Source organism: Streptomyces sp. NPDC104313, from assembly GCF_055583985.1.
Window position 1 is genome coordinate 40,612 of record NZ_JBVJMW010000003.1, and the last position, 25,420, is coordinate 66,031.

Sequence of the window (25,420 nt, forward strand, 5' to 3'; positions counted from 1 at the left end):
TGGGTGCTCCTATCGTGTGGTCATGACCCCTGCTCTCTTCGGGCGCGACCACCCCGCAGGCGTTCTCCGCTCGGAGATCGCCCGGGCCACGGACAGCCACGGCGGTCTCGTGCTGGTCACCGGCGAGGCCGGGATCGGCAAGAGCACGCTCGTCACCGACGCCGCGCACGAGGCACGACGGCGCGGGGCGCTGGTGGTCGGAGGTTCCTGCTGGGACTCGGACAACACCCCCGGCTACTGGCCCTGGGTCCAGATCCTGCGTGGCCTCCGCCGGTCCGCCACCGCGGCCGAGTGGGCGGCGGCCCAGGAGGCGTCGGACGGCCGGCTCGCCGTGCTCCTGGGCGACCCGGTCAGGGTCGCCATGGGCGGTACGGACGGTCCGGGGCCCAGCACGCCTCCGGCCCCGGACACCGCCGGCGGCCCGGGTCCCGACGGGGCGCGGGGCGGCGAGCCCGGCACGGAAGCGGGCACGAGCCCGCCGGGCGGCGGTTCGCCGGAGGGCGCCGAGGCCTTCGGGCTCTTCGACGCGGTGACCACGGCGCTCGTCACGCTCTCCCAGAGCCGGCCGCTGGTGGTCGTCCTCGACGATCTGCACAGCTCCGACCCGGCCTCCCTGCGGCTGCTCGAATTCGTCGCCCAGCACGCCTGGTTCGAGCGGCTGCTGCTGATCGGCACCTATCGGGACGTCGAGGTGGAGGCCCCCGGGCACCCGCTCCAGCGGCTGATCCTGCCGCTGGTCTCGCGCGCCGCCGCGACCCTCACCCTGACCGGCCTCGGCCGGGACGAAGTGGGGGCGCTGATGACGGTGACGACGGGCCGCGAGCCCGCACCGCAGCTGATCGACGAGGTCCACCGGCGTACCGGCGGCAACCCCTTCTTCGTCGAGCAGACCGCCCGGCTCTGGCACAGCGGGAGCCCGGTCTCCACCATTCCGCCCAGCGTGCGGGAGGCGGTCCGCCGGCGGCTCGACCTGCTGCCCGAGGCCGTCGTCTCCCTGCTGACCAGCGCCGCCCTGCTGGGCCGGGAATTCCGCCGGCAGGTCCTGGCCGTGGTCCACGGCTCGCCGGTCCCCCACGTGGACCGGCTGCTGGAGCCCGCCGTCGTCGCCCGTGTCGTCGTCCCCCGCCCGTCCGGGCAGTACGCCTTCGCCCACGACCTGCTGCGCGAGACGCTGTACGCCTCGCTGGACGACGCCGAGGCCCGTGAACGCCATGCCGCCGCCGTACGGTCCCTGGACGCGCACGGCGGCCTCGGCGACGCGGTGCGGCCCGGCGCTCTCGCCCGGCACGCCCACCTCGCCGGCGACGCCCTGGACCGCGACCGCCGGATCGACCTGCTGCTGTCGGCCGCCCGGGACGCCTTGGGGCGCCTGGCCGACGAGGAGGCCGTCGGCCACTACCGGCGCGCCCTCGCGGTGGCCTCCGGCGAGTCGGGGGATTCAGCGGGGCCGGAGGGACCCGGAAGGCCGGGAGGACCCGGAGGACCCGGAGGACCCGGAGGACCCGGAGGACCCGGAGGACCGCAGGAGTCCGCCGGAGGGGCTTCGGGGGGAGTCCCGGCATGCGGGCCCGGCGCGGCGGGTGCGGAGGGCCGGGGTCCGGATCTCCGGCGGGCCGCGCTGATCGGTCTCGACCTCGCCGGACAGCTCCGGCACGCGGGGGAGGCGGCCGAGGCGCAGCGTCTGCTGGACCGGTCGGTCACCCTGGCCCGGGAACTGGACGAACCGGAGCTGCTGGCCCGGGTGGCGATCACCCTCCACCGGGACGGGTCCTTCGGCGGCCACGGTGTGGCCACGACGGGCCTCCTCGCCGAGGCACACCGAAGGATCACCGGCAAGGAGGCCCAGGCAGGCCTCTCCGACGACCGGCTCGCCCAGGAACTGGCCATCCACATCATGGCGCTGGCCCGGAGCGGCTCGGACGACGAGGCGCTCGCCTTCTCGCTCTGGGCGCGCCACGACTCCGTGTGGGGTCTCGGCTCGGCGGTGGAGCGACTCGGGCTGACCGACGAGATGACCGTCGTCGGCAGGCGCACCCGGCACCAGGACATGGAACTGAACGCGACGTCCATGCGCTGGGTGGCGCTGCTGGAGCTGGGCGACCCGGCCTTCCTCGACCAGTTCCGTACGTTCGTCCGGCTCGCCGAGCTGTCCGCGCTGCCCCGGTTCGCCCTGGGGATCGCGGTCGACACCAGTCTGATCGCCGCCCTCCAGGGCCGGTTCGCCGAGGCGTCCACCGCGCTGGAGTACGACGCACTCGCCCCCGAGAACAACGACCAGGCGTCCTTCAGCTTCATGGGGCACCACCTGCGCTGGGCCATGCACCTGCTCCAGGGCCACTTCTCCGAGGCCGAGGAGACCATCGGCGAGCTTCCGGGCTCCGGGTATCCCTACCCCGGGCTGCTGGAGGCGGTCACCGCGGCGGAGCAGGGCGACGCCACACCCGCGCTGCGCCTGATCGCCGAACAGGGGGACCTCTCCGCTCCCTACCCGCGGGCGTTCATGCCGCTGTGGCTCCGGCTGCTGGCCCAGACGGCCGCGATCACGGGCGACCCACGGCTCATCACCCGTGCGGAGGACGAGCTGACGCCCTACACGGGCCAGTGGGTCGTCTCGCTGTACGGGTGCGACATCAGCGGCCCCGTCGACCTCTGGCTCGGGATGCTCGCCGCCGCGCGCGACGACCAGGACGCGGCGGTGGCGGCGCTCACCGAGGCCGCCGCCTCCTCGGACCGCCTCGGCGCCCGCCCCTGGGCCGTACGCGCCCGGCTGTGCCTGGCCCGTTCCCTGCTCACCCGCGCCGACGCGGCCGGTGACGGTGCGGCCGGTGACGGTGCGGCCCGGGCCGAGCGCGCCGGTGCCGGTGCCGGTGCCGGTGACGCCGGGCAGGCCCGTCGGCTGCTCGGTGAAGTGGAGCGGGAGGCGGGCGAGCTGGCCATGGCCCATATGAAGGCCGAGGCCGCAGCCCTCCGCACGACCCCGCCCATCACCGCTGCCGCTGCCGCTACCGCGATCGACGCCTCCACCGCCCCCCGGCCCGCCTCCGGTCCCGCCGTCTCGCGGGCCCAGGACCCCGTCGCGGCTCCGAACCGGGGCACAGCCGGGACATCGGCAGGGACATCGGCAGGGGCACCGGCGGAGGCGGTGGCCGGCTCATCGGCGGGGACCCGGGCCGTGCCGTCCGCGGAGTTCCGACGGAACGGGCCTGTATGGCAGCTGCGTTGGGACGGTGCGACCGTGCACGTCCCGGACGCCAAGGGCCTGCGGGACCTGCACAGCCTGCTGGGGCTGCCCGGTGCCGACGTCCCGGCCGTCCGGCTCCTCGCGCCCGAGGGCGGGGACCTCGTCGTCGCCGCCGGGCAGCTCGGCGCCGATCCGGTGCTCGACGAGGAGGCCAAGCGCCGTTACAAGGAACACCTGGCCCGGCTGGACGCCGAGATAGACCGTGCCGCCGCCCGGGACGACGTCCGGGGGGTCGAGAAATACGACCGGGAGCGACAGGCCCTCCTCGACGAGCTCCGCACCGCGGCCGGGCTCGGCGGCCGGACCCGCCGACTGGGCGACCAGACCGAGCGTGCCCGTAAGACGGTCACCGCCCGGATCCGCGACACCCTGCGCAAGCTGGACACCCTGCACCCCGCGCTGGCGGCCCATCTGAAGGCCTCCGTGACGACCGGGACCACCTGCGCCTACCGTCCCGAGCACGCCCCCGACTGGCGACTCTGACCCGCCCCCGGCCTCACGGATCACCCTGAACACCTGCCCCCGGCCTCCCGGAACACCTGGCCCGTCCTGCCTGGAAACCGGCCGGCACCGGCCTCCCGGGAAGCCCCGGTCCGGCCTGCCGAAAGGACTGCCCGGCCCGGGCAGCCCGGACATCCGGCCCTGCCGTTCCCCTATCGCCCGGCACCCCGGTCGCCTCCGGCCCGCCGCCCGTCCGGTTGTCGTCGCCGCGCCCCGTGCCGCTACTCCTCAGCGCCGACGTCGGCGACGACACACGCCACGTTGTCGGGTCCGCCCACCTCCCGGGCCAGACCGACCAACCGGCGTACGGCCTCCTCCGGGTCCTCCGTCGCGATGACCGCCACCCTCAGCTCCGCCTCGTCCACCACTGCGGACAGCCCGTCCGAGCAGAGCAGATAACGGTCCCCGGCCATCACCTCCCGCAAGCGGACGTCGGGGCGGCTCGCCACGGCCACCGGGGCGGACCGCACCTCCCCGACCAGCGCCTTCAGCAGCAGCGCCCGCCCCGGGTGGGAAGCCGCCTCCTCCCGGCCCAGCGAACCGTCGTCGATCATCGACTGGACCAGGCTGTGGTCATGCGTGATCCGAAACAGCTCCCCGCCCCGCAGCAGATAGGCCCGCGAGTCCCCGATGTGCACGAGCCCGAGCCGTGATCCGGTCCACAGCATCGCTGTGAGCGTGGTCCCCGAACCGTCCGGGGCCGCACAGGGCGCGACCGCGTCCCGGACCGCCCGCGCAGCGGAATCCGCCGTGTCCTCCAAGGCGTTCAGCAGATCCGCGGCGGACAGCGCACCGCTCCGGGCGCCCCACGCGGAGAGCTTGAGCGCCTCGATCGCCGCGGCACTCGCCTCGGACCCGCCCTCTCCGAAACCGTCGGCGACCGCCAGCAGTCGGGGCCCCGCGAACGCCGCATCCTGGTTCGTCGTACGCACCGTCCCGGTATCGGTCAGCGCGGCGCACCGGATCGCGAGCGGCACCGCCCCGGGCCCGCCCGGCACCCCCGAACCCGAGCTCCCCCGCCCGCCCGAGCTCCCCGTGCCCTCCGTGCCGCCTGTGCCGCCTGCGTTGCCCGTGCTTCCCGTGCCTACCGGTTTCCGCGACATGGTCCTGCCCTCCGCTGACAGATGGTCGACGAGGTACATCGCCAGATCGCGCCGGGCCGCCGTCTCGGCCTCCACCCGCGCCCAGTAGGCCCGGATCTCCACGGCCGCGGCGCCCGCGTCGAGCGCCACGACCCGGCCGATCCGGCTCAGGGGCATGCCGATCCTGCGCAGCCACGCCACGAGCCGGGCCCCCTCCACCTGCGCCGGGTCGTAGTACCGGTAGCCGTTCACCGGGTCGACCAGGGCGGGCCGGAGCAGACCCAGCTCGTCGTAGCGCCGGAGCGCCTTGGCGGAGAGCCGGGACAACCGGGCGAACTCCCCGATCGTCACCAGCTCTCCGCTCGCGGCACCCGCCGCGCGGCCTTCGCGTTCCACCCCGTACCTCCTCGTACCGGGCGCCTTCCGCCCGGCCCCACCGATGCTGGGGCCTCCCCTGCGGGGAAGGTCAAGGATGCGCGGGGCGGGCCCGTCCGCGGTCGGTCACTTCCGGTTGTAGATCCGCATCGTCGCCGAGCCGAAGACCACCAGGAGCACCCCGGTCCAGCCCAGCGTCCAGGCGATCTCGGCGGCCGGCCATTCGCCCTCCATCAAGCCACGCACCGCCGTGGCGAGATGCGTGACCGGGCTGTTGTTCACAAAGGCCTGGAGCCAGCCCGGCATCGTCTTCGGGTCGACGAAGACATTGCTGAGGAACGTCAGCGGGAAGATCACCATCATGCTGACGCCCATCACCGACTTCTCGGAGCGCAGCAGCAGCCCGAGCATCGTCCAGATCCAGGAGAACGCGAACGAGAACACGACCAGCAGCGCGACACCCGCCAGCACGCCGAGCACACCGCCGTCCGGGCGGAAGCCGATGGCCATACCGACGGCGAGCATCACCAACGACGCCAGCACATAGCGGAGGACATCACCGAGCAGATAGCCGACCATCGGAGCGGGCCGCCAGATCGGCAGCGTACGGAACCGGTCGAAGACGCCCTTGGATATGTCCGTGTTCACCGCGACGCCCGTGTACATCGTGATCATCACGACGCTCATCACCATGATGCCGGGCAGCAGGAACTGGATGTACTCCTCCGTGGAGCCGGCCAGCGCCCCGCCGAAGAGATACGTGTACATCAGGACCAGCATGATCGGAAAAGCCGTCACATCGAAAAGCTGTTCCGGCACATGCTTGATCTTCAGCATGGCGCGCCAGCCGAAGGTCACCGATGCCGACAGGGCACTGGGCCTCGGCGGGCGGCTCCGGCTCACCAGAAGCGCCGAGAGGCGTTCCTGGTCCGGCGCGGCGAGCGCGACGCCCTCCAGCTCCGTCTTGGCGGTCGCGGTGCTCATACCGCCACTCCCTTCTTGTCCGTGAGTGCGAGGAAGACCTCGTCGAGGCTGGGCTGCCCCAGCGAGAAGTTGTCGACCGTGATGCCACAACGCGCCAGCTCGGCCAGGGCGCGCCCGGCCTGCTCCGCCGCGCCCTGCTCGGTGCTCTGCCCGTCGACCCTGGCGGTCAGCGCCACCGGGTCCGCGTCGAGCTGGACCTCCGTGTTCAGCGCGAGCGCCAGCAGCTGCTGCGCCTCGCCCCGCTGACCGGCGTCACGGAGCCGCAGATGGACGGTTCCGGCACCGACAGAAGCCTTGAGCTCGCCCTTGGTTCCCTCGGCGATGACCTTGCCGTGGTCGATCACCGCGATACGCGAGGCCAACTGGTCGGCCTCGTCCAGATACTGAGTGGTCAGCAGGACCGTGGTGCCGTGGGCGACGACCGCCCGCACGATGTCCCACACCTGGTTGCGGCTGCGGGGGTCGAGTCCGGTGGTCGGCTCGTCCAGGAACAACACATCCGGGGTGTTCAGGATGGACGCGGCGATGTCGATGCGTCGCCGCATGCCTCCCGAGTAGTTCTTCACCTGCCTGCCCGCCGCCTCGCTCAGCCCGAATCCTTCGAGCAGCTGGGTCGCCCGGTCGCGGGCCGCCGGCTTGGAGTGCCCGAGCAGCCGGCCGAGCAGGACCAGATTCTCCGCTCCGGTCAGGTCCTCGTCCACCGAGGCGTACTGCCCGGTCAGGCTGACCCGGCTGCGGACCGCGTCGGCATCCTTCACGACGTCCTTGCCGAACACCCGGGCCGTGCCGCCGTCGGGGCGCAGCAGGGTCGCGAGCATGCGGACGGCGGTGGTCTTCCCCGCGCCGTTGGGTCCGAGGACGCCATAGACGGTTCCGGTGGGGACGGCGAGGTCGATGCCGTCCACCGCACGGTTGTCGCCGAAGACCTTCACCAGCCCCGTGGTCTCGATGGCCAGTTCAGTGCTCATGGTCCATTCCTTGTGAGTCGCTTTGTGGGTCGTCGGTGGGAGCCTGTGATCGGTGGCGGCTTTCCGGGGCTCATGAGACGTACGGGCGGACGGCGCGCGCCTCGCGCAGGGCCCAGCCCCACCAGCCGAGCTGGTCGAGCATCAGGCCCACTGACCGGTCCCGGCCGGTGTCGCCGGGGTGCCCCTCCAGCGGCTGCCGGAGGAAGTCGAGCGCGACCCCGTTCCTCAGGGTCACCGTGTGCAGCTCGGTGAAGACCGAGCGCAGCTGCTCCACGGCGTACAGCCCGGCGGAACCGTGTCCGTAGCTCACGAAGGCGACCGGCTTGGTCTGCCACTCCTCGTAGGCGAAGTCGATGGCCTGCTTCAGGGAGGCGGGGAACGAGCGGTTGTACTCCGGAGTGACCACGACGAAGGCCTCGGCCCTGGCGATCTCCTCGGTGAACTCCGTCATCTGCCCGGTCGCCCGCTCCGGGTAGTGCACCGGGAAGTCGAAATCGGCGAGGTCCAGCACGACGAGGTCCAGCTCGCTCCGGTCCTGGGCCCGCTCCATGAACCAGCGGCCGACCGCATCGCCGATGCGGCCTTCGCGGGTGCTGCCGATGATCACCGCTACGCGCAGGGGAAGGCTGCTACCCGCGTCCCGGAACCCGCAGGCGCTCTCGTCGGCGCTCTCGTCCGTCGTCATCGCTCGTTTCTCCTCCTCCCGCGACCCTCCGCGCCGTCCGGCCCGGCCCGTTCCGCTCCCTCACCTCTTGGGCGCCAGACGCGGGGGCGCGACCGCCAGATTCAATCTGGCGGTCGCGCAAGCGGTCGGACCAGCCCGGAACCCGGTCACGGAACCCGATCACGGGGCCGGGTTCCGCAACCCGGCCCCGCGCATCGGATGGACTTCAGGTCTCCCGCGTGTAGAAGACGTAGAACGAGACGCAGAGGACGCCCGCCCCGACCACCAGACCGAGAACGGTCGACCTCAGCACGCTGGTGTCGGTGAGGCTCACCAGGAAGCCGATGGCGCACGCGGTCAGCGCGCCGTACACGGCTGCCCGCAGCTCGCGCGGCAGCGAGCGCTGGATCCGGCCCACCGCGAAGCAGAGGACCGCCAGAGCGACACCGGAGACGAGCCCGAGCAGGACCTGTCCGCCGGTGCTGGGACCGCCGTCACGGCGGATGAACGCCGCGTAGAACCCGTAGGCCACACCGAGCACCAGGGGCAGCGCCCAGGCGAGCGGGGTGTGGTGGCGGGGCCGCGCAGGGGCGCGGGAACCACTTCGGCCGGGCATGGCTGCGTGTGTGGCCATCGCGGACAGCTCCTTCCGTCGCCCCCGTCGCACGCCCCCGTTCCTCCAGAGCACACCCGACCGCGCCACCCGGCAACTCGGATGGCGTACGGCCCGGAGCGGCCCGGCCCCGTACGGGATTCCCTGGAGGAGTGCGCACCTCTCCCTCAGCGATCTCGGCGGCCTCGGCGGCCTTCTCGGCGGTCCTGCTCGTTCTGCTCGCCGTCCTCGTGCCGTTGAGCGCGCTCTCCGCCTGGGTCGACCTGGAGATCGACGACACCGACCGGTACGTCGCCGCCGTGTCCCCGCTCTCCTCCGACCCGGCGGTGCAGAACACCGTCGCGGACCTGGTCACCGATGAGGCGATGCGGCAGATCGATCTCGGTCCGCTCCAGGACACGGTCCGGGAGTTCCTGCACGGGACCGTGCGGTCGTTCACCACCACCCAGGCCTTCCGGAACGCCTGGGACACCGCGAACCGGGCTGCCCACAAGGCGGTGGCAGCCGCCTTGGACGGCGACAGCGGGGAGGCCGTGACGATCGATCTGGCCCCGGTGATCGACCAGGTCAAACAGGACCTGGTACGCGACGGCGTGCCGTTCGCCGACCAGATCCCGGTCGAGCGGACGGAGATCACCGTGCTCGGCCCCGGTCAGGCCGACGACCTCAGGAGCTCGTTTCGCCGGCTCCGCTCCTGCGGCATCTGGCCGGCCGCCGCCACGCTGGTACTTATCGTCCTGGTGGTGGGCATCGCGACCGTACGGCGCGGGCTGCGGGCCGGGCTGTGGGCCACCGCGATCGTGGGAGCCGGGTTCGTGCTCGGTGCGATCGTGCTCCGGGTGCTGGTCGCGGCCGGCCGCAGCCGGGTGCTGGACCAGGTGCCGGACAGCGACCGCGACGCCGCCGCCGCGGTGGTCGACGCCCTGACCGCCTCGCTGCGGACCACGGTGTGGGTGGTGCTGGCAGTCGGCGCGGTCCTGCTCGTAGGTGCGGTACTGGCCCGGTTGCTCCTGTGGGGCAGGCGGTCCGCGGCCGACGTGCGATGAGGCGGCGCTCGGGTGAGAGTGGGATCCGTGACCGCCACCGAGCGACCCGAGAGAGGCGTCATGGCCGACCGCGACATCTTCGAGAACATCGACGACCTGGTCTCCGAGGAGCGCGGTCTGCGCGACCGCTCCGTAGCGAAGATGGGCCTGTCCACGGACGAGAAGGCCCGGCTGCGAGCGGTGGAGGTCCAGCTCGACCAGTGCTGGGACCTGCTGCGTCGGCGGCGGGCGCTCAGCGAGTACGGCGAGGACCCCTCGACGGCGAAGGTTCGCCCCGCCGACGAGGTGGAGGGATACCAGAGCTGACCAGGGCCCCGGAACGTGCACCGGGCGGCCCGCCCGGTGTTTCACGTGAAACACCGGGCCGGAAGCGCACAACGAACAGCCGGGCCGAGCCGGGAAGCCGTGCGGCCCGGGAAGCCGTCCGACCCGGTCGGGGGCCTCAGTTCTCCGGCGGGCGTCCCTGAAGACGTTCCATCTCCCGGCGATCGCGCTTGGTCGGACGCCCCGCGCCCCGTTCCCGTACGGGCACCTGGATCGCGATCTCGCGGGGCGGTGGGGGCGGACTGTTGTCGACGAAGCACTCCACGGCCACCGGCGGGCCGACCCGCTTCTTCACGACCTTCGAGACGACGACCACCCGGTCCCGCCCCGCGTGCCGGAGCCTCACCTCGTCGCCGACGCGTACGGCCTGTGCGGGCTTGGCCCGCTCGCCGCCGACCTTCACATGTCCCGCCCGGCAGGCGGCGGCCGCCTGGGCGCGGGTCTTCGTCAGCCGGACCGACCAGATCCACACGTCGACCCGGACGCTTCCCTCCGCCTGCGGCGCGTCACCGGAAACCATGCTCCGACTCTAATGCGGACCGGGTCACGGGCGGGAACCATTAAGCCCCCGCCCGCCGGACCTCACACGCCGATGTCGCGCCCGTCCTTGCGCCAGACGGCGACGACGGAGGGGCGGACGATCCTGCCCGGACCGTCGGGCCAGACGCTCGCCGGCTTCTCGACGGAAGCCCCGTCGATCTCGCCCGGGTGCTGGACCGCGACCAGGACCCGGCGGTCCTGGATGACCGGCCCGCAGGTCTCGGCCCCGGCCGGGACGGTGAGGAACTGCTTCAGTTCGCCGCGCCGGTCACCGTGGGTCGCCACGCCGAACAGCCCGTCGTGCGAGCCGAGCGCGTTGCCGTCCGTGGAGATCCACAGGTTGCCGTGGGCGTCGAACGCCACGTTGTCCGGGCAGGAGATGGGGCTGACGTTCTCCTTGGGGAAGCCGGAGAAGTACGTCGCCGGGTCGTCCGGGTCGCCCGCCACGAGGAACAGTCGCCAGGCGAAGCCGTCACCCGCCGGGTCGTCCCAGTTCTCCGCGAGCTCCAGGATCTGCCCGTGCTTGTTGCTGTTGCGCGGGTTCGCCTCGTCCGCGCCGGGCTTGCCCGCCTTGCCGCGGTCCGAGTTGTTGGTGAGCGCGACATAGACCCGGCCGGTGCGCGGCGAGGGCTCGACGTCCTCGGGGCGGTCCATCTTGGTCGCGCCGACCTTGTCACCGGCGAGCCGCGTGTAGACGTACACCTCGTCGGCAGTCATGCCGGGCACGTGCGAAGTGGTGCCCGTGGCCAGCGGGATCCAGACGCCGCTGCCGTCGAACTCCCCGTCCAGGGGCAGCTTCCCGGTGCCGTCGACCTCCGTGACCGGCGAGTCGCCGGTCAGCTTGGCGACGTACAGGGTGCCCTCGTCCAGCAGCGTCAGGTTGTGCTCGCGGGCGGCCCGCGAGTTGCCCTTCTTCATCCGCTTGCTGGAGACGAACTTGTAGAGGTAGTCGAACTTCTCGTCGTCGCCCATGTAGACGACCGGGCGACCGTCGGAAGTGAGCCGGGGCTGTGCCGCCTCGTGCTTGAACCGGCCCAGCGCGGTCCGCTTGCGCGGGGTGGAGTCCGGGTCGTACGGGTCGAGTTCGACGACCCAGCCGAAGCGGTTGGCCTCGTTGGGTTCCTTCGCCAGGTCGAACCGACGGTCGAACCGCTCCCACTTGCGCTCGGTGGCGCTCGTGCCGATCCCGTACCGCTTGTGCATGTCGGTGGTGCCGTTGGCGAAGTACTGGTTGAAGTTCTCCTCGCCGTGCAGCGTGGTGCCCCACGGAGTGGTGCCGCCCGCACAGTTGTTGAGGGTGCCGAGCACCTTGCGGCCGGTTCGGTCGGCGGACGTGCGCAGCAGGGTGCTCCCCGCGGCCGGGCCCGTCACACGGAACTCGCTGGTCGCGGTCAGACGCCGGTTCAGCGGGTGCCGGTTGACCGGCCCCAGCTTGCCGGTGCGGTTCTCCTCCTGCACGACGACCACGGAGAGTCCGTGCGCCGCCCAGCCGATCTCCACCTGCTCACGGGTCGGGTTGGCCGGATCGTAACCGCGGAACATGAGGGTCTCGTCCGTGTACTCATGGTTGGCGACCATGACCTGCCGACCGCGCTCGCCGCGCAGCGGGAGCAGGGACAGGAAGTCGTTGTTGTAGCCGAACTGGCCGGCCTGCGCCTTCGCCGTCTGCTTGTCCGGGTCGAAGGCGGGCGCGCCGCGCAGGATCGGCTCGCCCCAGCGGATCACCACGTTCTGGGCGTACCCGTCGGGGACCGTGACCTTGTCGTCCTTGTTGGGCGCGACCGGCGAGAACCGCAGGCCACGCGCACCGGACGGGGTCGGTTTGTGGGGGTGGCCCGGTTTGTGCCCGTGCCCGGCGAGCGCGGCGGCCTCGGCCCGCGGGGCGCTCGGGCCGCTCAACGCCGCGGTACCGGCGGCGGTGGCGACGGTGACCACGGCGGCGGCGCGCATCATCGAGCGGCGCGACACGGCACCGGCGATGATGTCGCCGGCGTACTCGTTGTCGCTGTTGTTGGGCGTCTCCTTGAAGCAGGCGTCCCCGCAGCGGAAGCGGCAGGTCAGCGCGGAACGCCCACCCGGATGCGAGCTGATGAACGGCAGCAGATTGCGCACGTGGATTCCCTCCGTCTGGTTTCGTGCGTGACGGTATGTGTGCATTGACGCGGTCCGAGGGACTCCCGGTGAACGGCGGGTGAAGTCCGGGCCACCGCTGTTCGCTCGGGGGCCGGTGGGAGGCACCGTCGTGGACTCGGTCCGGGAACGGTTTCGGCTCGGTTGACGCGGGGGTGGGCCGCACCGGCGAACGGCCGGATCCGGCCGCTAACCTTACGTATCCGTCCTGGCCAGGGATGAATGCAACCAGGTCGGACATTCACCGCACCCAACTCATGCGAAAGGCCTCGCCCATGGGCATTCGGAGCTTGCTGCGTAAGGTGTTCGGCCGCACGGAGCAGGACGAGCCGACCACGGCCACCGTCCCGCCCCAGGCCGAGCGCGCTCAGCCCAAGAAGCCGGAGCCGGAGACCACTTCGGCGGCCGAGCCCGCGGCGGAGCCGAAGGCGTCGATCCCGGCCCCGGCCTCGCCCTCGTCCCCCTCCGCGTCCTTCACGGAGAAGCCGTCCACCGCGTCCACGGCCTCCCCCGCCGACGCCACGGAGCGTAGCGGCTCGCTCGCCGCCGACCTGGTGGCGGAGGCCTTCGACAAGGCCGCCGCGCCGACGTCGCCGACCGTCCCCGCACAGAAGTCGGCCCCGGAAGACGCTCCGAAGGCGGAGAAGCCCGAGGAGCCGGTGCCCGCCGAGGAAGCCGTCAAGGCCGCCGAGGAGCCGGTAACCACCGAGGCACCCGTCAAGGCCGCCGAGGAGCCCGAGTCGACGCCGGAGCCGATCACGATCGACCTCGACCTGGACGAGGCGCCGGCGCCCGCCCCGGAGCCGAAGGCCAAGCCGGAGCCGGCAGCAGAAGCGGAAGCGGAGGAGGAAGCAGGAGCCGTCCCCGAAGCAGCGGAGGCAGAGGCCCCTGAGACCGCCCCCGAGGCACCTCAGACCTCTCCCGTCGCCGAGGCCCCCAAGGCTCCTGAGGCCTCAGTGGCACCGGTAGCACCGGAGGCACCGGAGACCACAGCGACGCCGGTCATCGAACTGACCCCGGAGACCCCTGCCGCACCGGAGCCCGTCACCGCGCCGGAGCCGGTCATCACCGCAACCGAGCCGGTCATCAGCGCAACTGAGCCCGTCGTCACCGCGACCGAGCCCGTCGTCACCACCGCGCCGGAGCCGGTCATCACCGCAACCGAGCCCGTCGTCACCACCGCACCCGAACCCGTCACCGTCGCCCCGTCGGAGGCCGCTCCCGGCAAGCCCGCCACCACGCTCGCGCGGGTCAAGTCGCATGCTCCGCAGCTCGTCGCCCCGTACAAGGCGGCGCAGACGGCGCTCAAGGCACACGGACTGACCGGGCTCCGCGCCCGCGTCTACCTGGTGCTCGACCGCTCGGGCTCGATGAGGCCGTTCTACAAGGACGGCAGCGCCCAGCACCTGGGCGACCGGGCGCTCGCGCTCGCCGCGCACCTGGACGAGGACGCCAACGTGCCGGTCGTCTTCTTCTCGACGGACATCGACGGCACCGGAGCCATCGAGCTCTCCGGACACGAGGGTCGCGTCGACGAGTTGCACGCGGGCCTCGGCCGGCTGGGCCGGACGCACTACCACCGTGCGGTCGAGGAGATCGTCGCGCACTACGAGAAGACGGAGGCCACCGGCCCGGCTCTCGTGATCTTCCAGACGGACGGCCCGCCGGACGCCAGGCAGGCCGCCCGGCAGGCCCTCACGGAGGCGGCACGGCTGCCGCTGTTCTTCCAGTTCGTCGCCTTCGGTGAGCAGGACGCGAAGGGCTTCGACTTCCTGCGGAAGCTCGACGCCCCGAACGCCGGCTTCTTCCACGCCGGCCCCGCGCCCCGCGAGATCGCGGACGCCGAGCTCTACCGGGAGATCCTCGCCGGACTCCCGGCCTGGACCGCCACGCGCACGGCCGGCTCCGGGGCCTGATCGGCCGGCAGCCGCACGGTCACGGCGAGACCGCCGCCCTCCGGGCCCGGTATCGCCGTGACCGTACCGCCGTGGGCCACCGCGATCGACCGGACGATCGAAAGCCCGAGGCCCGACCCCAGGCCCATCCGGTCCCGGCCCTCGCCCCGCCGGAACGGCTCGAAGAACCCCGCGATATCGGCCTCGGAGACCCCCGGTCCGGTGTTGCGCACCAGCAGGGCGCCCTCCCCGGTCAGCGAGACCTCCACCGAGCCGCCCGGCACGTTGTACGTGACCGCGTTGGCCAGCAGGTTCGCCACCAGCTGGGCGAGAAGCAGCCGGTTTCCGCGCACCGAACAGGCGGCCACCGCGACGTTCACGGCCGGTCCGCCGCCCGCCCCCCGGCCCTCCGGACCGGCGCCGACGCCCGCCCCTGCGCCCAGCGGGTCCCCGCTCATACCCCGTACCGCCGGGCGCCGGGCCACCTCCTCCCTGACCACGTGGTCGAGACGGACCGCCTCGCGCTCGTCCGCGGCCAGTCCCCGTTCGCTGCGGGCCAGCACGAGAAGTCCCTCGATGAGCCGCTCGCTGCGCCGGTTGGTGTCCAGCAGGGTCTGCCGGGTGGTGACGAGGTCCTCGGGGGACGGATCATCCAGGCCGATCTGGATCGCGGCGCGCTGGGTGGCCAGCGGGGTTCTCAGCTCGTGCGACGCGTTCGCGATGAACCTCTGCTGGCTGTCGAACGCCTTCTCCAGCCGGGCCAGCAGCGCGTCCAGCGTCTCGCCCAGTTCCTTGAGCTCGTCGTCGGGCCCGGTGGGCGCCATGCGCTCGTGCAGGGTGTGCGCGGAGAGCTGGCGGGCCTTCTCGGTCATGTCGTGGATGGGGCGCAGCACCCGCCCGGCCGTCCACCAGCCCACCGCGACCGCACAGCCCGTCATCACGAGCAGAGCGGCGATCGACCAGTACAGGAGCTGTTGCCCCGCCGCGTTACTGACGTTGTCGGTGAGGTCGTAGACGGTGGGCGGCCCCAGGTGCCGACGGGAGATCAGCGGACCGTTCACCGCGTAGCCGGGCTGGGCGACCGCGGCGGACGAGGCGATGGAGCGCGCCTCGGTCTCCGTACCGACGCGGGAGGCCAGGTTGACGGTGGTCAGCAGCGCGGTGCCGAGCACCAGGAAGACACCGCCGTACACGAGGGCGATACGGGTCCGGATCGTCGAATGCGGCAGCTTCGAGGCGTCGACCAGTCGCCGCAGGGAAGGCCGCCTCACAGGGCGTACCCGACGCCCTGCACGGTGCGGATCAGCGCGGGCTCGCCGAGCTTGGCGCGGAGTTTGCTCATACAGACGCGCACGGCCCCCGTGAACGGGTCGGCGTTGGCGTCCCAGGCCCGCTCCAGCAGCTCTTCCGCGCTGACCGTGCCGCCGTCCGCCTCCAGGAGCAGTTGCAGCACGGTGAACTCCTTCGGCGAGAGGTCCAGGTCCCGGCCGTCGCGGAGCGCGGAGCGCCGTACGGTGTCGAGCCGGATGCCGTGCCGCTCCAGCTGGGGCGGCACGGGTCTGGCGCTGCGCCTGCGCAGGGCGCGGACCCGGGAGACCAGCTCGGGGAACTCGAACGGCTTGGCCACGTAGTCGTCGGCCCCCAGGTCGAGCCCGGCGACCCGGTCCTCCATGGTGCCCGAGGCGGTGAGCATCAGGATCCGGGTACGGGAGCCGGAGGCGACCAGCCGGCGGGCCACGTCGTCGCCGTGTACCCGGGGGAGGTCGCGGTCGAGCACGACGACGTCGTAGTCGTGCAGGCCGAGGTAGGCGAGGGCCGCGTCCCCGCTGTACACCGTGTCGACCGCGAAGCCGGCGCGGCGCAGTCCGGTGGCGACCAGTTCCGCGAGGATCTCCTCGTCCTCGGCGACCAGTACCCGCATGGTGATGTCCCCTGCCTCGTGCACGCTTGTCCGCTCCCTCCCAGGATGCGACTTTCCTACGGGAACCATTACGGGAACGGATGTTTCGCAAAGCTCTCCACCGGAGTGCTGCCCTCCGCCCGCACACGGCCTCCTCTTATCGATGTGAGTCGATCGTGGTCGGGCCGTTAGGATTTCGACCATGGCGGCCACTGGATCCGAGAAGCAGGGGGCGACGGCGTACTACGTCTCGACCCCCATTTACTACGTCAACGACGCTCCTCACCTGGGCCACGCCTACACGACCGTCGCAGGCGACGTGCTCACGCGCTGGCACCGCCAGCGCGGCGAGAAGGTGTGGTACCTCACCGGCACGGACGAGCACGGTCAGAAGATCATGCGCACGGCCGAGGCGAACAACGTCACTCCGCAGGCTTGGTGCGACAAGCTCGTCGAGGAGGCGTGGAAGCCCCTCTGGGAGCATCTGAACATCGCCAACGACGACTTCATCCGGACGACGGAGAAGCGGCACACCGACCGTGTGCAGGAGTTCGTACAGGACCTCTACGACAAGGGCGAGATCTACAAGGGCGGATACGAGGGCCCGTACTGCGTGGGCTGCGAGGAGTACAAGCTCCCCGGCGATCTGATCGACGGCGAGGGCGAGTTCGCCGGGCAGAAGCTCTGCCCGATCCACAAGAAGCCGGTGGAGCTCCTCAAGGAGGAGAACTACTTCTTCAAGCTGAGCGAGTACGGCCCGAGGCTGCTGGAGTTCTACGCGGCGAACCCCGGCTTCATCCAGCCCGAGTCGGCGCGCAACGAGGTCGTGAACTTCGTCGAGCAGGGCCTCCAGGACCTGTCGATCTCGCGCTCGACCTTCGACTGGGGCGTCCCGGTCCCGTGGGACGACCAGCACGTCATCTACGTCTGGATCGACGCGCTGCTCAACTACGCGACGGCCGTGGGCTACGGCGCCAACCAGGAGAAGTTCGACGGTACGTTCCCGGCGAACGTGCACCTGATCGGCAAGGACATCCTCCGCTTCCACTCGGTGATCTGGCCCGCGATGCTGATGGCGCAGGGTCTGCCGCTGCCCGGCAAGGTCGTCGCCAACGGCTGGCTGATGGTCGGCGGCGAGAAGATGTCCAAGTCCAACCTGACCGGCATCAAGCCGCAGGACCTGACCTCGCACTTCGGTGTGGACGCGTACCGCTGGTACTTCCTGCGGGCCATCGCGTACGGCAGCGACGGGTCGTTCTCCTGGGAGGACTTCACCGCCCGCTACACCTCCGAGCTGGCCAACGACTACGGCAACCTCGCCTCGCGCGTGGCGGCGATGGTCGGCAAGTACTTCGACGGGGCGCTGCCGGAGGCCACGGCCGCCGGTGACGCCGAGCGCGCCGTGCGGGAGGGGCTGGCGAAGGCCGTCGCGACGGCCGACCTGAAGATCGGTGAGGAGCTGGACTTCCAGTCCGGCATCCTGGCGGTCTTCGACTTCGTGAAGCAGGTCAACGGCTACATCACGGAGCAGGAGCCGTGGAAGGTGGCCAAGGACACCACCCCGGAGGGCCAGGCCCGCCTGGCGACCATCCTGTACACGGCAGCCGAGGCGCTGCGCGGGGTCGCGGTCCTGCTCAACCCGGTGATGCCGGAGACCTCGCAGAGCCTGTGGGAGTCCCTGGGCGCGGAGGAGTCCCTGGGCGCGCTGGCCGACCAGAGGGTCCAGGACGCGGGCGCCTGGGGCATCCTGCCCGCGGGCGCGACGGTGACGAAGGGCGCGGTGCTGTTCCCGCGCCTGGAGGAGAAGCCGGCGTAACGCGTTCGTCCGTACGCGAGGAGCCCGGGACCGCCGTTCACGGTCCCGGGCTCCTCGCGTATCGCGTCGGGTCAGCGCGTCCAGTTCTTGAGCGGCTCGGTGTCCAGCTCGATCCCGACCGGGTCGGGGAGTGTGACGGTCCTGCCGTACGGCACGGTCACGACCTGCTCGTAGCGCACACCGTCGGGCCCCGAGTGGACCTTCACCTCACAGCTGTCCCGGTCGATCAGCAGGTAGACGGGGATGCCGGTCTCTGCGTAAGCGCGGGGCTTCTCGACGCGGTCGCGGCGGTCGGTGTCCTCGTCGTACGAGGTGACCTCGACGGCCATGAGGACACCGTCGGAACTGGCCCATTCTCCCTGGCCGACGAAGGCACCACTGCGGGCGAAGGCTCCGCCGGGGCGGGCGTTTCCCTTGCGATACGTCTCGACTCGCAGCCCCTGCTCGGGATAGAGCCATCGGTTCGGATCCGCCTGCATGCACAGGCGGGTCAGCCACTCGATGATCCGCCCGTGGTCCCCGTCCGGAACAGCCTTGACCCCCAGTTTCCCGTTCACGAACTCCAGCCGCAGTGCCTCCTCAGCACGTAGGGCGCTACGGGCCAGCTCTTCGAAGACGTCCTGCGTCAGGACGTCTTCGAACACGCTCACAACGACCTCCTCCTGCACCGGGCCACCGATTCACTTGTACCGGGGGACATCATCAGCGTATGGGCAAGGGGCCCCGCCCGTACGGCCGATCAGCCCCTCACCGCCCCAGCGTCTCCGCGTCCCCCATCACGATCACCGGCTTCATCTCCGGGTCCAGCATCCGCAGCAGCTCCTCCATCCGCTCCTCCGGGACGGAAACACAGCCCTGGGTGGGGCCACCGTGGTCGACGTGGACCCAGATTCCGCCGCCGCGTTCGAGGCCGAGCGGGCGGGTGCGGTTCAGGGGGCTGACGCCCTCCGTGCGGTTGTAGTTGATCGCCACGACGTAGTCGAAGGAGCCCTCCAGCGGCTCTCCGAAGAAGCCCTCGCCGTCCACCGCGAACCGGGGGTGCTCGTCGTACGGCAGCAGCGCTCCCGGGTCGGGGAGCCGGCCACCCGCGTCGGTGAGGGAGTAGACGCCTTGGGGGGACCTCAGGTCGCCCGCCACGTGGTAGTCGGTCCAGCCCTCCATACCGTTGTGCGCGTCCCACGGACCGGCCACCGACACCCACCCCTCCGCCGGGTCCTCGCGGCTGTAGAGGACCGCGCTGGACCGGTTGGAGTCGGTCTCCTCGCCGGTCACGACGAACGCCTGCCGGGCCTCGGCCGGGATCTGGGCCAGGGTCTCCGGCCCCAGACCGGGGATCTCGGCGGGGCTCGGCGCGGGCTCCGGGCCGGGTGATGCCCGGCGTGCGGAGGCGGCGTCGGACTCCGGGCCCGCGGCGCCCAGCCCCGGAGCTCCTACGGGAGCCTTCGCGGGAGCGGCGTCGGAGGCGCAGCCGGTGACCAGGAGGGCCAGGACGAGGAGCGGTGCGGCGAGCAGGGCGGGCGGGCGGCGCGGGACGGACACGGTGGCGGGCTCCTCGGGTGGCGGCGGACGGCGCGACGCGGCAAGGCGGGATGCGAGGGGAATCTCGGTGCCAGTCCTTGCCGGGCCCGGCCCGGCCGAACCCGAACCGGGGCCATCCGGCCGTACCCCGTCGCCCTGACCGCGTAGCCCTGTTGTCACCGGCTCTCCGGCCTGGGCAACGAAACAGCCCCCGATCGGGTGATCGGGGGCTGTTTCACGTGAAACATCCACAGAGCGCGAGCAGCCGCGAGGGCTGCTTCTCCGGAACTACTTCTCCGTGGGCTCCGGAACTACTTCTCCGTGGGCTCCGGAACTACTTCTCCGTGGGCTTGTCCGTGGTCTTCTCCGACGCTCCCGCACCCTTCGCGGTGACCGGCTTGCGCAGCTGGATGTTCAGCTCGCGCAGGCGGGTCTCGTCCAGCTCGGTCGGGGCGCCCATCATCAGGTCCTGGGCGTTGCCGTTGAGCGGGAAGGCGATCGTCTCCCGGATGTTGGGCTCGTCGGCGAGCAGCATCACGATGCGGTCGACGCCCGGGGCGATGCCACCGTGCGGCGGGGCGCCGAGACGGAACGCGCGGAGCATGCCCGCGAACTCGTGCTCGACGGTCTCGCGGTCGTAACCGGCGATCTCGAAGGCCTTGAGCATCAGCTCGGGCTCGTGGTTACGGATGGCGCCCGAGGACAGCTCGATGCCGTTGCAGACGATGTCGTACTGCCAGGCAAGGATGTCCAGCGGGTCCTTCTCCTCCAGGTCGGCGAGGCCGCCCTGGGGCATCGAGAAGGGGTTGTGCGAGAAGTCGATCTTCCCGGTCTCCTCGTCCTTCTCGTACATCGGGAAGTCGACGATCCAGCAGAACCGGAAGACGCCCTCCTCGAAGTGACCGGCGCGCTTGGCCGCCTCGACCCGGACAGCCGACATGATCTTGGAGACCTCGTCGAACTCGCCCGCGCCGAAGAAGACGGCGTGGCCCGGGACCAGCGAGAGGCGCTCGGTGAGCGTCTTGACGTCGGTCTCGGTGAGGAACTTGGCGATCGGTCCGGCCAGCGTCCCGTCCTCGCCCACGCGCACCCAGGCCAGGCCCTTGGCACCGTGCTCGACGGCGTACTCGCCGAGGCCGTCGAAGAACTTCCGGGACTGACCCGCGGTGTCCGGGACCGGCAGCGCGCGGACGTGCTTGCCGGCGAACGCCTTGAACCCGGAGTCGGCGAAGACGTCCGAGATGTCGACGAGCTCCAGCTTGGCGCGCAGGTCCGGCTTGTCGTTGCCGTACTTCAGCATCGACTCGCGGAACGGGATGCGCGGGAACGGCGAGGTGACCTCGCGGCCGTTGCCGAACTCGGTGAAGAGCTCGGTCATCAGCTTCTCGATCGGCTGGAAGACGTCCTCCTGCTCGACGAAGGACATCTCGACATCGAGCTGGTAGAACTCGCCCGGCGAGCGGTCCGCGCGGGCGTCCTCGTCGCGGAAGCAGGGCGCGATCTGGAAGTAGCGGTCGAATCCCGAGATCATCAGCAGCTGCTTGAACTGCTGCGGAGCCTGCGGCAGCGCGTAGAACTTGCCGGGGTTCAGCCGGGACGGGACGACGAAGTCACGGGCACCCTCGGGGGAGGTCGCGGTGAGGATCGGGGTCGCCATCTCGTTGAAGCCGAGGGCCACCATCTTGGAGCGGATGGAGGCGATCACGGCCGAGCGCAGCAGGATGTTGCGGTGCATGCGCTCGCGGCGCAGGTCGAGGAAGCGGTACTCCAGACGCCGCTCCTCGTTGACGCCGTCCTCGGTGTTGATCGTGAAGGGCAGCGGGCCGGCCTCGCCGAGCACCTCGACCTCGGTGACCTCGATCTCGATCTCGCCGGTCGGCAGCTCCGGGTTGACGTTCTCGGCGCCGCGCGCGGAGACCTTGCCGTCGATCCGGACGACGGTCTCCTTGGTGAGCTTCGCCAGGGCCTCGTTACCGGGGGTGCCGGGGCGGGCGACGAGCTGCACCAGACCGTAGTGGTCGCGCAGATCGATGAAGAGGATGCCACCCAGGTCTCGGCGATTGTGCAGCCAGCCGCTCAGCCGGACGTCGGTGCCGACGTCAGAGGCGCGGAGCTCGCCGCAGGTGTGGGACCTGTACCGGTGCATCGTCGTTCATCCAGTCTTCGCGGTTAGGGGTGGATCGAGCGCCCCCAGGCTACCGCCCGGGGACGGGACGCTTCATTTCCTTTGCGCCGCGGCCCCGGCCGGGCGCCGCAGCAGGTGGCGGCCCCTCGGTGGCGTCCACCGAGCACATCTTCCTAAAGTGGGGCAATGCGCACCGAGGAAGTCCTGGCCGCGATCGCGACGGGCCTGTGGCGCTGGGACAACGCAGCCGGCACGGTCACGCTCGACGCGGAGGCGGCCCGGCTGCTCGGTCTGCCCGCCGAGCCCGGCAGCTACCGCGAATCCGCGGTGCGCTCCCGCTTCCACCCGGTCGACTGGAACGAGATCTACGGGGTGGTGAACCTCGCGGTCACCGAGGGCACCCTCGCCGAGGCGCGGCTGCGGATCGTGGACGAGCGCGGCCGGGTCCTCCGTACCGTGCGCAGCCGCTCCAAGCCGGTCGTCCCGCCGGACCGGGACGCCGGGGACTACGTCCTCCTCGGCACGCTCCAGGAGGTCGCCGAGCCGCAGCCCGGCTCCACGGACGCCGCCCACACGCCGATCACCGGGGACTGGCGCCGGTCCCGGGAGGCGTTCCTGCTGGACGCCGGGCGGGCGCTGGCCGAGGCCCGGTCCACCGCGGAGGTGCTGCGGGTCGCCGGATCGCTCTCCATGCCCGGCTTCTCCCCGGACGGCCTCGCGGTCTTCGGTCCCGCCGGGGGGCGGCTGACCATCATCGGGCACCACGGGCACAACCCGGGGGACGAGGAGCCCTTCATCGACATGCCCCTGGAGACGGACTACCCGGCCGCCGAGGTCGTCCGCACCGGCCGGGCGATCTACCTGCCCTCCCCCGACGAGTACCGCCGCCGCTACCCGGCCACCTGGCCGCTCGTCTCGCGCTTCGGACGGCAGTCCTGGGCCTTTCTGCCGCTGGTCTCCTCCGGCCGCACGATGGGCGCCTGGATGGCGGGGTTCCGGCATCCGGTGGCGTTCTCCCCGGACGAGCGCGCGGTGCTCTCGACGGTCGCCCGCATGCTCGCCCAGGCCCTGGCCCGCGCCGGGGTGGCCGAGACGGAACGCGAGCTGTCGCTCGGGCTCCAGCGCTCGATGATGCCGACGCTGGGCCCGGAGATCCCCGGCATGACGGTGGCCGCGCGGTACGTGCCGACCGGCGGCGGGCTCCAGGTGGGCGGCGACTGGTACGACATGATCCCGCTGCCCAACGGCCGCATCGCCCTGGTCATCGGCGACGTCCAGGGCCATGACGTGCGGGCCGCCGGGCTGATGGGCCAGCTCCGCATCGCCCTGCGCGCCTACGCCTCCGAGGGGCACCGCCCGGACGCCGTGCTCTCCCGGGCCTCGCGCTTCCTGGCCGGGCTCACCGACGCGTACGAGAGCGTCGAGGGCGACGTGGAGCCCGCGGCGCCGCGCTTCGCGACCTGCCTGTACGCGGAGGTCGACCCGGAGGCCGGGACCCTGGACATCGCCCGCGCGGGCCACCCCGACCCGGTGGTGGTCAGCGCCGACGGGACCGCGGTGATCCGGCAGACGGCCGGCGGGCTGCCGCTCGGGATCGAGACGGACTCCGACTACCCCACCACCCGGGTGGTCCTGGAACCCAGCGAGACGATCATGTTGTGTACGGACGGCCTCATCGAGACCGGCGGGCACGACATGGCCACCGGCTGGGCCCGGCTGCGCCCGGTCCTGGAGGAGCCGGCCGAGGACCTGGAACAGCTGGCCGACGCCCTGGTCCAGGCCGTGCACGGGCCGGCCTCGCACTACACGACGGGGCCGCTCGCGGACCGGCGGGAGGACGACATCGCGGTTCTGGTGCTGCGGCGCGAGAGCGTCCACGCCCGGGAGACACCGCCGCGCCGCAGCGTCATGACCATCGCGCAGGCCGAGCCCGAGCGGGTCTCGGTCGGCCGGCAGCTCGTGCGCGAGCTGCTGCACGACTGGAGCGATCCCGAGCAGGTCGACTCGGCGGTCCTGATGGTCTCCGAGATGGCCACCAACGTGCTTGTCCACACGGACGGGGACGCTCTGATGGTGGCGCAGGTCTCCGGCGAACAGGGGGAGCGGCGTCTGCGCGTCGAGGTCGCCGACGCCAGTGACGAACTGCCGCACCGAAGGCGGCCGGGCGAGATGGCGTCCAGCGGGCGGGGGCTGGTGCTGATGGAGATGCTGGCGGACGCGTGGGGGGTGGATCCGCGCGGGGAGGGGAAGTCGATCTGGTTCGAGCTGCACGAGCCGGACGAGCCGGACGATTCGGTGGAGCCGGACGAGTCGGTGGAGTCGGGGAAGGCCGCCAAGTCCTGAGGGGGCCCAGGGGCTCACGTCCTGAGTGCCGGGCCCCCGGGCCCTTCCGCGGCCCCACCCTCCGGTGTGCCCGGCCCCACCCGCGTAACGGTTCCGCCCTCAGGCACCGGAAGGGCCGGGATCGCCGTCGACCCGGCTGGAACCGCCCGAGGCCGGACCAGGACGTGCCGCGTACCCCCTCCGCAGCTCACCCAGGACACCGAAGGCCGCCGCGCACAGGGGCACGGCCAGCAGCATGCCGAGCAGGCCCGCCACGCTCGCCCCCGCCGTCAGCGCGACCATGATCATGGCGGGGTGCATCTGGACCGTGCGGCTCTGGATCATCGGCTGGAGCACATGGCCCTCCAGCACCTGGACGGCGAGGACCACCCCCAGGACCCACAGAGCGATCACGAACCCCCGGTCGGCCAGGGCGACCAGCACCGCCACCGCGCCGGAGAGGAACGCCCCGAGGTAGGGGATGTACGCGCCGACGAACACCAGTGCGCCGAGCCCCACCGCCCCGGGAACGTCCAGGATCAGCAGGCCCACCGTGATGCACACGGCGTCGATCAGGGCGATGAACGTGGTGCCGCGCATGAAGCCCTCGACGGCCTCGAACGCCCGGCGCCCCATGGCCTCGACCAGGTCCCCGGTGCCGCGCGGGGCCACCGAGTGGGCCAGGTTCACCGCCCGGTCCGAGTCGCGCAGGAAGAAGAAGGTCAGCAGCAGGGCCAGCACACTGGTCGCCACCAGCGAACCGACCAGGCTGATGCCGCTGAGCAGACCGCCCGCCGCGCTCGCCCCGAACTTCTCGACCAGGTTCTTCGCGTTGTCGGCCAGATTGTCGACGTTCGTGGCCCCCGCGATGTCCAGATGGTCCACGACCCACTGGCCGGCGGCCTTCAGCGAGTCGACGATCTGGGAGCCGGAGTCGACGAGGGCGGTGACGACGATGTACCCGGCGCCCCCGACCACCGCGACGAGAGCCGCACAGGTCAGCCCCGCGGCCAGCGACCGGTTGAGCCTGCGGTCGATGAGCCACCGGTGGACGGGGCCGAGCAGGGCGGTACCGAGCAGGGCGAGCAGCACCGGGGTGACCGCGGTCTTGAGGACGACGACCAGCCAGATCGCGACAGCGGCGACGCCCACGACGAGCAGGACGACACCGCACCAGGCGGCCGCGCGGCGGGCGCTCTCGGGAAGGAGGGGCTTGGGTGCGGGCACCCTCCCACCCGATCACGGGGCGCGGCGGCTGTCCCGCCCACCGCCCCCGTACGAGTGACGGGACGTCAGAGGGCTTACGGACACGAGGCGGCGTGGAGGACCTGCCAGGAAACCGGGCCGGAGAGCGGGGCGCCGGGGCGGCCTCGACG

19 protein-coding genes are annotated in these 25,420 nt (G+C 71.8%); 6 read left to right on the top strand and 13 right to left on the bottom strand.

Annotated elements, in window-relative coordinates:
* Positions 1 to 22 precede the first annotated feature (22 nt).
* Entirely contained in the window at positions 23 to 3,724 is a 3,702-nt protein-coding gene (locus ACZ60Q_RS07225) for an ATP-binding protein (RefSeq protein WP_469629679.1), read from the top strand.
* Between the two features lie 239 nt (positions 3,725 to 3,963).
* Here the strand turns inward: ACZ60Q_RS07225 and ACZ60Q_RS07230 are convergent, their stop codons facing one another.
* The 5 genes from ACZ60Q_RS07230 to ACZ60Q_RS07250 all read right to left on the bottom strand — a co-directional run bounded on the left by ACZ60Q_RS07230 (position 3,964) and on the right by ACZ60Q_RS07250 (position 8,449).
* Positions 3,964 to 5,220 carry a MerR family transcriptional regulator gene (locus ACZ60Q_RS07230; protein ID WP_469629681.1) on the bottom strand — a complete coding sequence of 419 codons (1,257 nt, stop codon included), beginning with the start codon at positions 5,218 to 5,220 and terminating at the stop codon, positions 3,964 to 3,966.
* A 105-nt stretch (positions 5,221 to 5,325) separates the two neighbouring features.
* Positions 5,326 to 6,183 carry an ABC transporter permease gene (locus ACZ60Q_RS07235; RefSeq protein WP_469629683.1) on the bottom strand — a complete coding sequence of 286 codons (858 nt, stop codon included), beginning with the start codon at positions 6,181 to 6,183 and terminating at the stop codon, positions 5,326 to 5,328.
* A complete protein-coding gene (locus ACZ60Q_RS07240) occupies positions 6,180 to 7,151 on the bottom strand; it encodes an ATP-binding cassette domain-containing protein (RefSeq protein ID WP_469629686.1) in 972 nt (323 codons plus the stop codon). Before ACZ60Q_RS07240 ends, ACZ60Q_RS07235 begins: the two co-directional genes overlap by 4 nt.
* 70 nt (positions 7,152 to 7,221) lie before the next feature.
* On the bottom strand, positions 7,222 to 7,836 hold the full coding sequence (locus tag ACZ60Q_RS07245) for an NADPH-dependent FMN reductase (protein WP_469629689.1): 615 nt from the start codon (positions 7,834 to 7,836) through the stop codon (positions 7,222 to 7,224).
* Between the two features lie 205 nt (positions 7,837 to 8,041).
* The gene (locus ACZ60Q_RS07250) at positions 8,042 to 8,449 is read right to left on the bottom strand and encodes a hypothetical protein (protein WP_469629690.1); all 408 of its coding nucleotides are present in this window, start codon (positions 8,447 to 8,449) and stop codon (positions 8,042 to 8,044) included.
* 131 nt (positions 8,450 to 8,580) lie between these two features.
* Between ACZ60Q_RS07250 and ACZ60Q_RS07255 the strand changes: the two genes are divergently transcribed.
* The gene (locus ACZ60Q_RS07255) at positions 8,581 to 9,474 is read left to right on the top strand and encodes a hypothetical protein (RefSeq protein WP_469629693.1); all 894 of its coding nucleotides are present in this window, start codon (positions 8,581 to 8,583) and stop codon (positions 9,472 to 9,474) included.
* A 60-nt stretch (positions 9,475 to 9,534) separates the two neighbouring features.
* On the top strand, positions 9,535 to 9,780 hold the full coding sequence (locus ACZ60Q_RS07260; protein WP_469631219.1) for a DUF2630 family protein: 246 nt from the start codon (positions 9,535 to 9,537) through the stop codon (positions 9,778 to 9,780).
* A gap of 136 nt (positions 9,781 to 9,916) precedes the next feature.
* Here ACZ60Q_RS07260 and ACZ60Q_RS07265 read toward each other — a convergent pair whose 3' ends face one another.
* Both ACZ60Q_RS07265 and ACZ60Q_RS07270 read right to left on the bottom strand, forming a co-directional pair.
* The gene (locus ACZ60Q_RS07265; protein WP_469629695.1) at positions 9,917 to 10,318 is read right to left on the bottom strand and encodes an RNA-binding S4 domain-containing protein; all 402 of its coding nucleotides are present in this window, start codon (positions 10,316 to 10,318) and stop codon (positions 9,917 to 9,919) included.
* A 62-nt stretch (positions 10,319 to 10,380) separates the two neighbouring features.
* Positions 10,381 to 12,450, bottom strand: a complete 2,070-nt coding sequence (locus tag ACZ60Q_RS07270) for a PhoX family protein (protein WP_469629697.1) — start codon at positions 12,448 to 12,450, stop codon at positions 10,381 to 10,383.
* 293 nt (positions 12,451 to 12,743) lie between these two features.
* On the opposite strand from ACZ60Q_RS07270, the gene ACZ60Q_RS07275 reads away from it, so the two are divergent.
* A complete protein-coding gene (locus tag ACZ60Q_RS07275; RefSeq protein WP_469629700.1) occupies positions 12,744 to 14,384 on the top strand; it encodes a VWA domain-containing protein in 1,641 nt (546 codons plus the stop codon).
* Here ACZ60Q_RS07275 and ACZ60Q_RS07280 read toward each other — a convergent pair.
* Together ACZ60Q_RS07280 and ACZ60Q_RS07285 are read right to left on the bottom strand one after the other, a co-directional pair.
* Complete coding sequence (locus ACZ60Q_RS07280; RefSeq protein ID WP_469629703.1) at positions 14,318 to 15,634, bottom strand: sensor histidine kinase; 1,317 nt, start codon at positions 15,632 to 15,634, stop codon at positions 14,318 to 14,320. The genes ACZ60Q_RS07275 and ACZ60Q_RS07280 overlap by 67 nt on opposite strands.
* The gene (locus tag ACZ60Q_RS07285; RefSeq protein ID WP_032752670.1) at positions 15,631 to 16,284 is read right to left on the bottom strand and encodes a response regulator transcription factor; all 654 of its coding nucleotides are present in this window, start codon (positions 16,282 to 16,284) and stop codon (positions 15,631 to 15,633) included. Before ACZ60Q_RS07285 ends, ACZ60Q_RS07280 begins: the two co-directional genes overlap by 4 nt.
* 181 nt (positions 16,285 to 16,465) lie before the next feature.
* On the opposite strand from ACZ60Q_RS07285, the gene metG reads away from it, so the two are divergent.
* Positions 16,466 to 18,079 (top strand): methionine--tRNA ligase, encoded by a 1,614-nt coding sequence (gene metG / locus ACZ60Q_RS07290; RefSeq protein WP_469629705.1) that lies wholly within the window; start codon positions 16,466 to 16,468, stop codon positions 18,077 to 18,079.
* 71 nt (positions 18,080 to 18,150) lie between these two features.
* Here the strand turns inward: metG and ACZ60Q_RS07295 are convergent, their stop codons facing one another.
* The 3 genes from ACZ60Q_RS07295 to aspS all read right to left on the bottom strand — a co-directional run bounded on the left by ACZ60Q_RS07295 (position 18,151) and on the right by aspS (position 21,743).
* Positions 18,151 to 18,729 (bottom strand): Uma2 family endonuclease, encoded by a 579-nt coding sequence (locus tag ACZ60Q_RS07295; RefSeq protein ID WP_469629707.1) that lies wholly within the window; start codon positions 18,727 to 18,729, stop codon positions 18,151 to 18,153.
* Positions 18,730 to 18,826: 97 nt separating this feature from the next.
* Complete coding sequence (locus tag ACZ60Q_RS07300) at positions 18,827 to 19,618, bottom strand: L,D-transpeptidase family protein (protein WP_469629710.1); 792 nt, start codon at positions 19,616 to 19,618, stop codon at positions 18,827 to 18,829.
* 313 nt (positions 19,619 to 19,931) lie between these two features.
* On the bottom strand, positions 19,932 to 21,743 hold the full coding sequence (aspS, locus tag ACZ60Q_RS07305; protein WP_469629712.1) for an aspartate--tRNA ligase: 1,812 nt from the start codon (positions 21,741 to 21,743) through the stop codon (positions 19,932 to 19,934).
* A 165-nt stretch (positions 21,744 to 21,908) separates the two neighbouring features.
* Here aspS and ACZ60Q_RS07310 point away from each other — a divergent pair, with 165 nt between their 5' ends.
* Complete coding sequence (locus tag ACZ60Q_RS07310; protein ID WP_469629715.1) at positions 21,909 to 24,065, top strand: ATP-binding SpoIIE family protein phosphatase; 2,157 nt, start codon at positions 21,909 to 21,911, stop codon at positions 24,063 to 24,065.
* A gap of 99 nt (positions 24,066 to 24,164) precedes the next feature.
* Here the strand turns inward: ACZ60Q_RS07310 and ACZ60Q_RS07315 are convergent, their stop codons facing one another.
* Positions 24,165 to 25,271, bottom strand: a complete 1,107-nt coding sequence (locus tag ACZ60Q_RS07315) for an AI-2E family transporter (RefSeq protein ID WP_469629718.1) — start codon at positions 25,269 to 25,271, stop codon at positions 24,165 to 24,167.
* Positions 25,272 to 25,420 lie beyond the last annotated feature (149 nt).

What these genes read in the sequence shown, in the direction of transcription:
- ACZ60Q_RS07250 (WP_469629690.1), bottom strand. Translation starts at nt 8,449, where the DNA reads ATGGCCACACACGCAGCCATGCCCGGCCGAAGTGGTTCCCGCGCCCCT.
- ACZ60Q_RS07310 (WP_469629715.1), top strand. Translation starts at nt 21,909, where the DNA reads ATGCGCACCGAGGAAGTCCTGGCCGCGATCGCGACGGGCCTGTGGCGC.
- ACZ60Q_RS07275 (WP_469629700.1), top strand. Translation starts at nt 12,744, where the DNA reads ATGGGCATTCGGAGCTTGCTGCGTAAGGTGTTCGGCCGCACGGAGCAG.
- aspS (WP_469629712.1), bottom strand. Translation starts at nt 21,743, where the DNA reads ATGCACCGGTACAGGTCCCACACCTGCGGCGAGCTCCGCGCCTCTGAC.
- ACZ60Q_RS07245 (WP_469629689.1), bottom strand. Translation starts at nt 7,836, where the DNA reads ATGACGACGGACGAGAGCGCCGACGAGAGCGCCTGCGGGTTCCGGGAC.
- metG (WP_469629705.1), top strand. Translation starts at nt 16,466, where the DNA reads ATGGCGGCCACTGGATCCGAGAAGCAGGGGGCGACGGCGTACTACGTC.
- ACZ60Q_RS07235 (WP_469629683.1), bottom strand. Translation starts at nt 6,183, where the DNA reads ATGAGCACCGCGACCGCCAAGACGGAGCTGGAGGGCGTCGCGCTCGCC.
- ACZ60Q_RS07225 (WP_469629679.1), top strand. Translation starts at nt 23, where the DNA reads ATGACCCCTGCTCTCTTCGGGCGCGACCACCCCGCAGGCGTTCTCCGC.
- ACZ60Q_RS07265 (WP_469629695.1), bottom strand. Translation starts at nt 10,318, where the DNA reads ATGGTTTCCGGTGACGCGCCGCAGGCGGAGGGAAGCGTCCGGGTCGAC.
- ACZ60Q_RS07260 (WP_469631219.1), top strand. Translation starts at nt 9,535, where the DNA reads ATGGCCGACCGCGACATCTTCGAGAACATCGACGACCTGGTCTCCGAG.
- ACZ60Q_RS07285 (WP_032752670.1), bottom strand. Translation starts at nt 16,284, where the DNA reads ATGCGGGTACTGGTCGCCGAGGACGAGGAGATCCTCGCGGAACTGGTC.
- ACZ60Q_RS07240 (WP_469629686.1), bottom strand. Translation starts at nt 7,151, where the DNA reads ATGAGCACTGAACTGGCCATCGAGACCACGGGGCTGGTGAAGGTCTTC.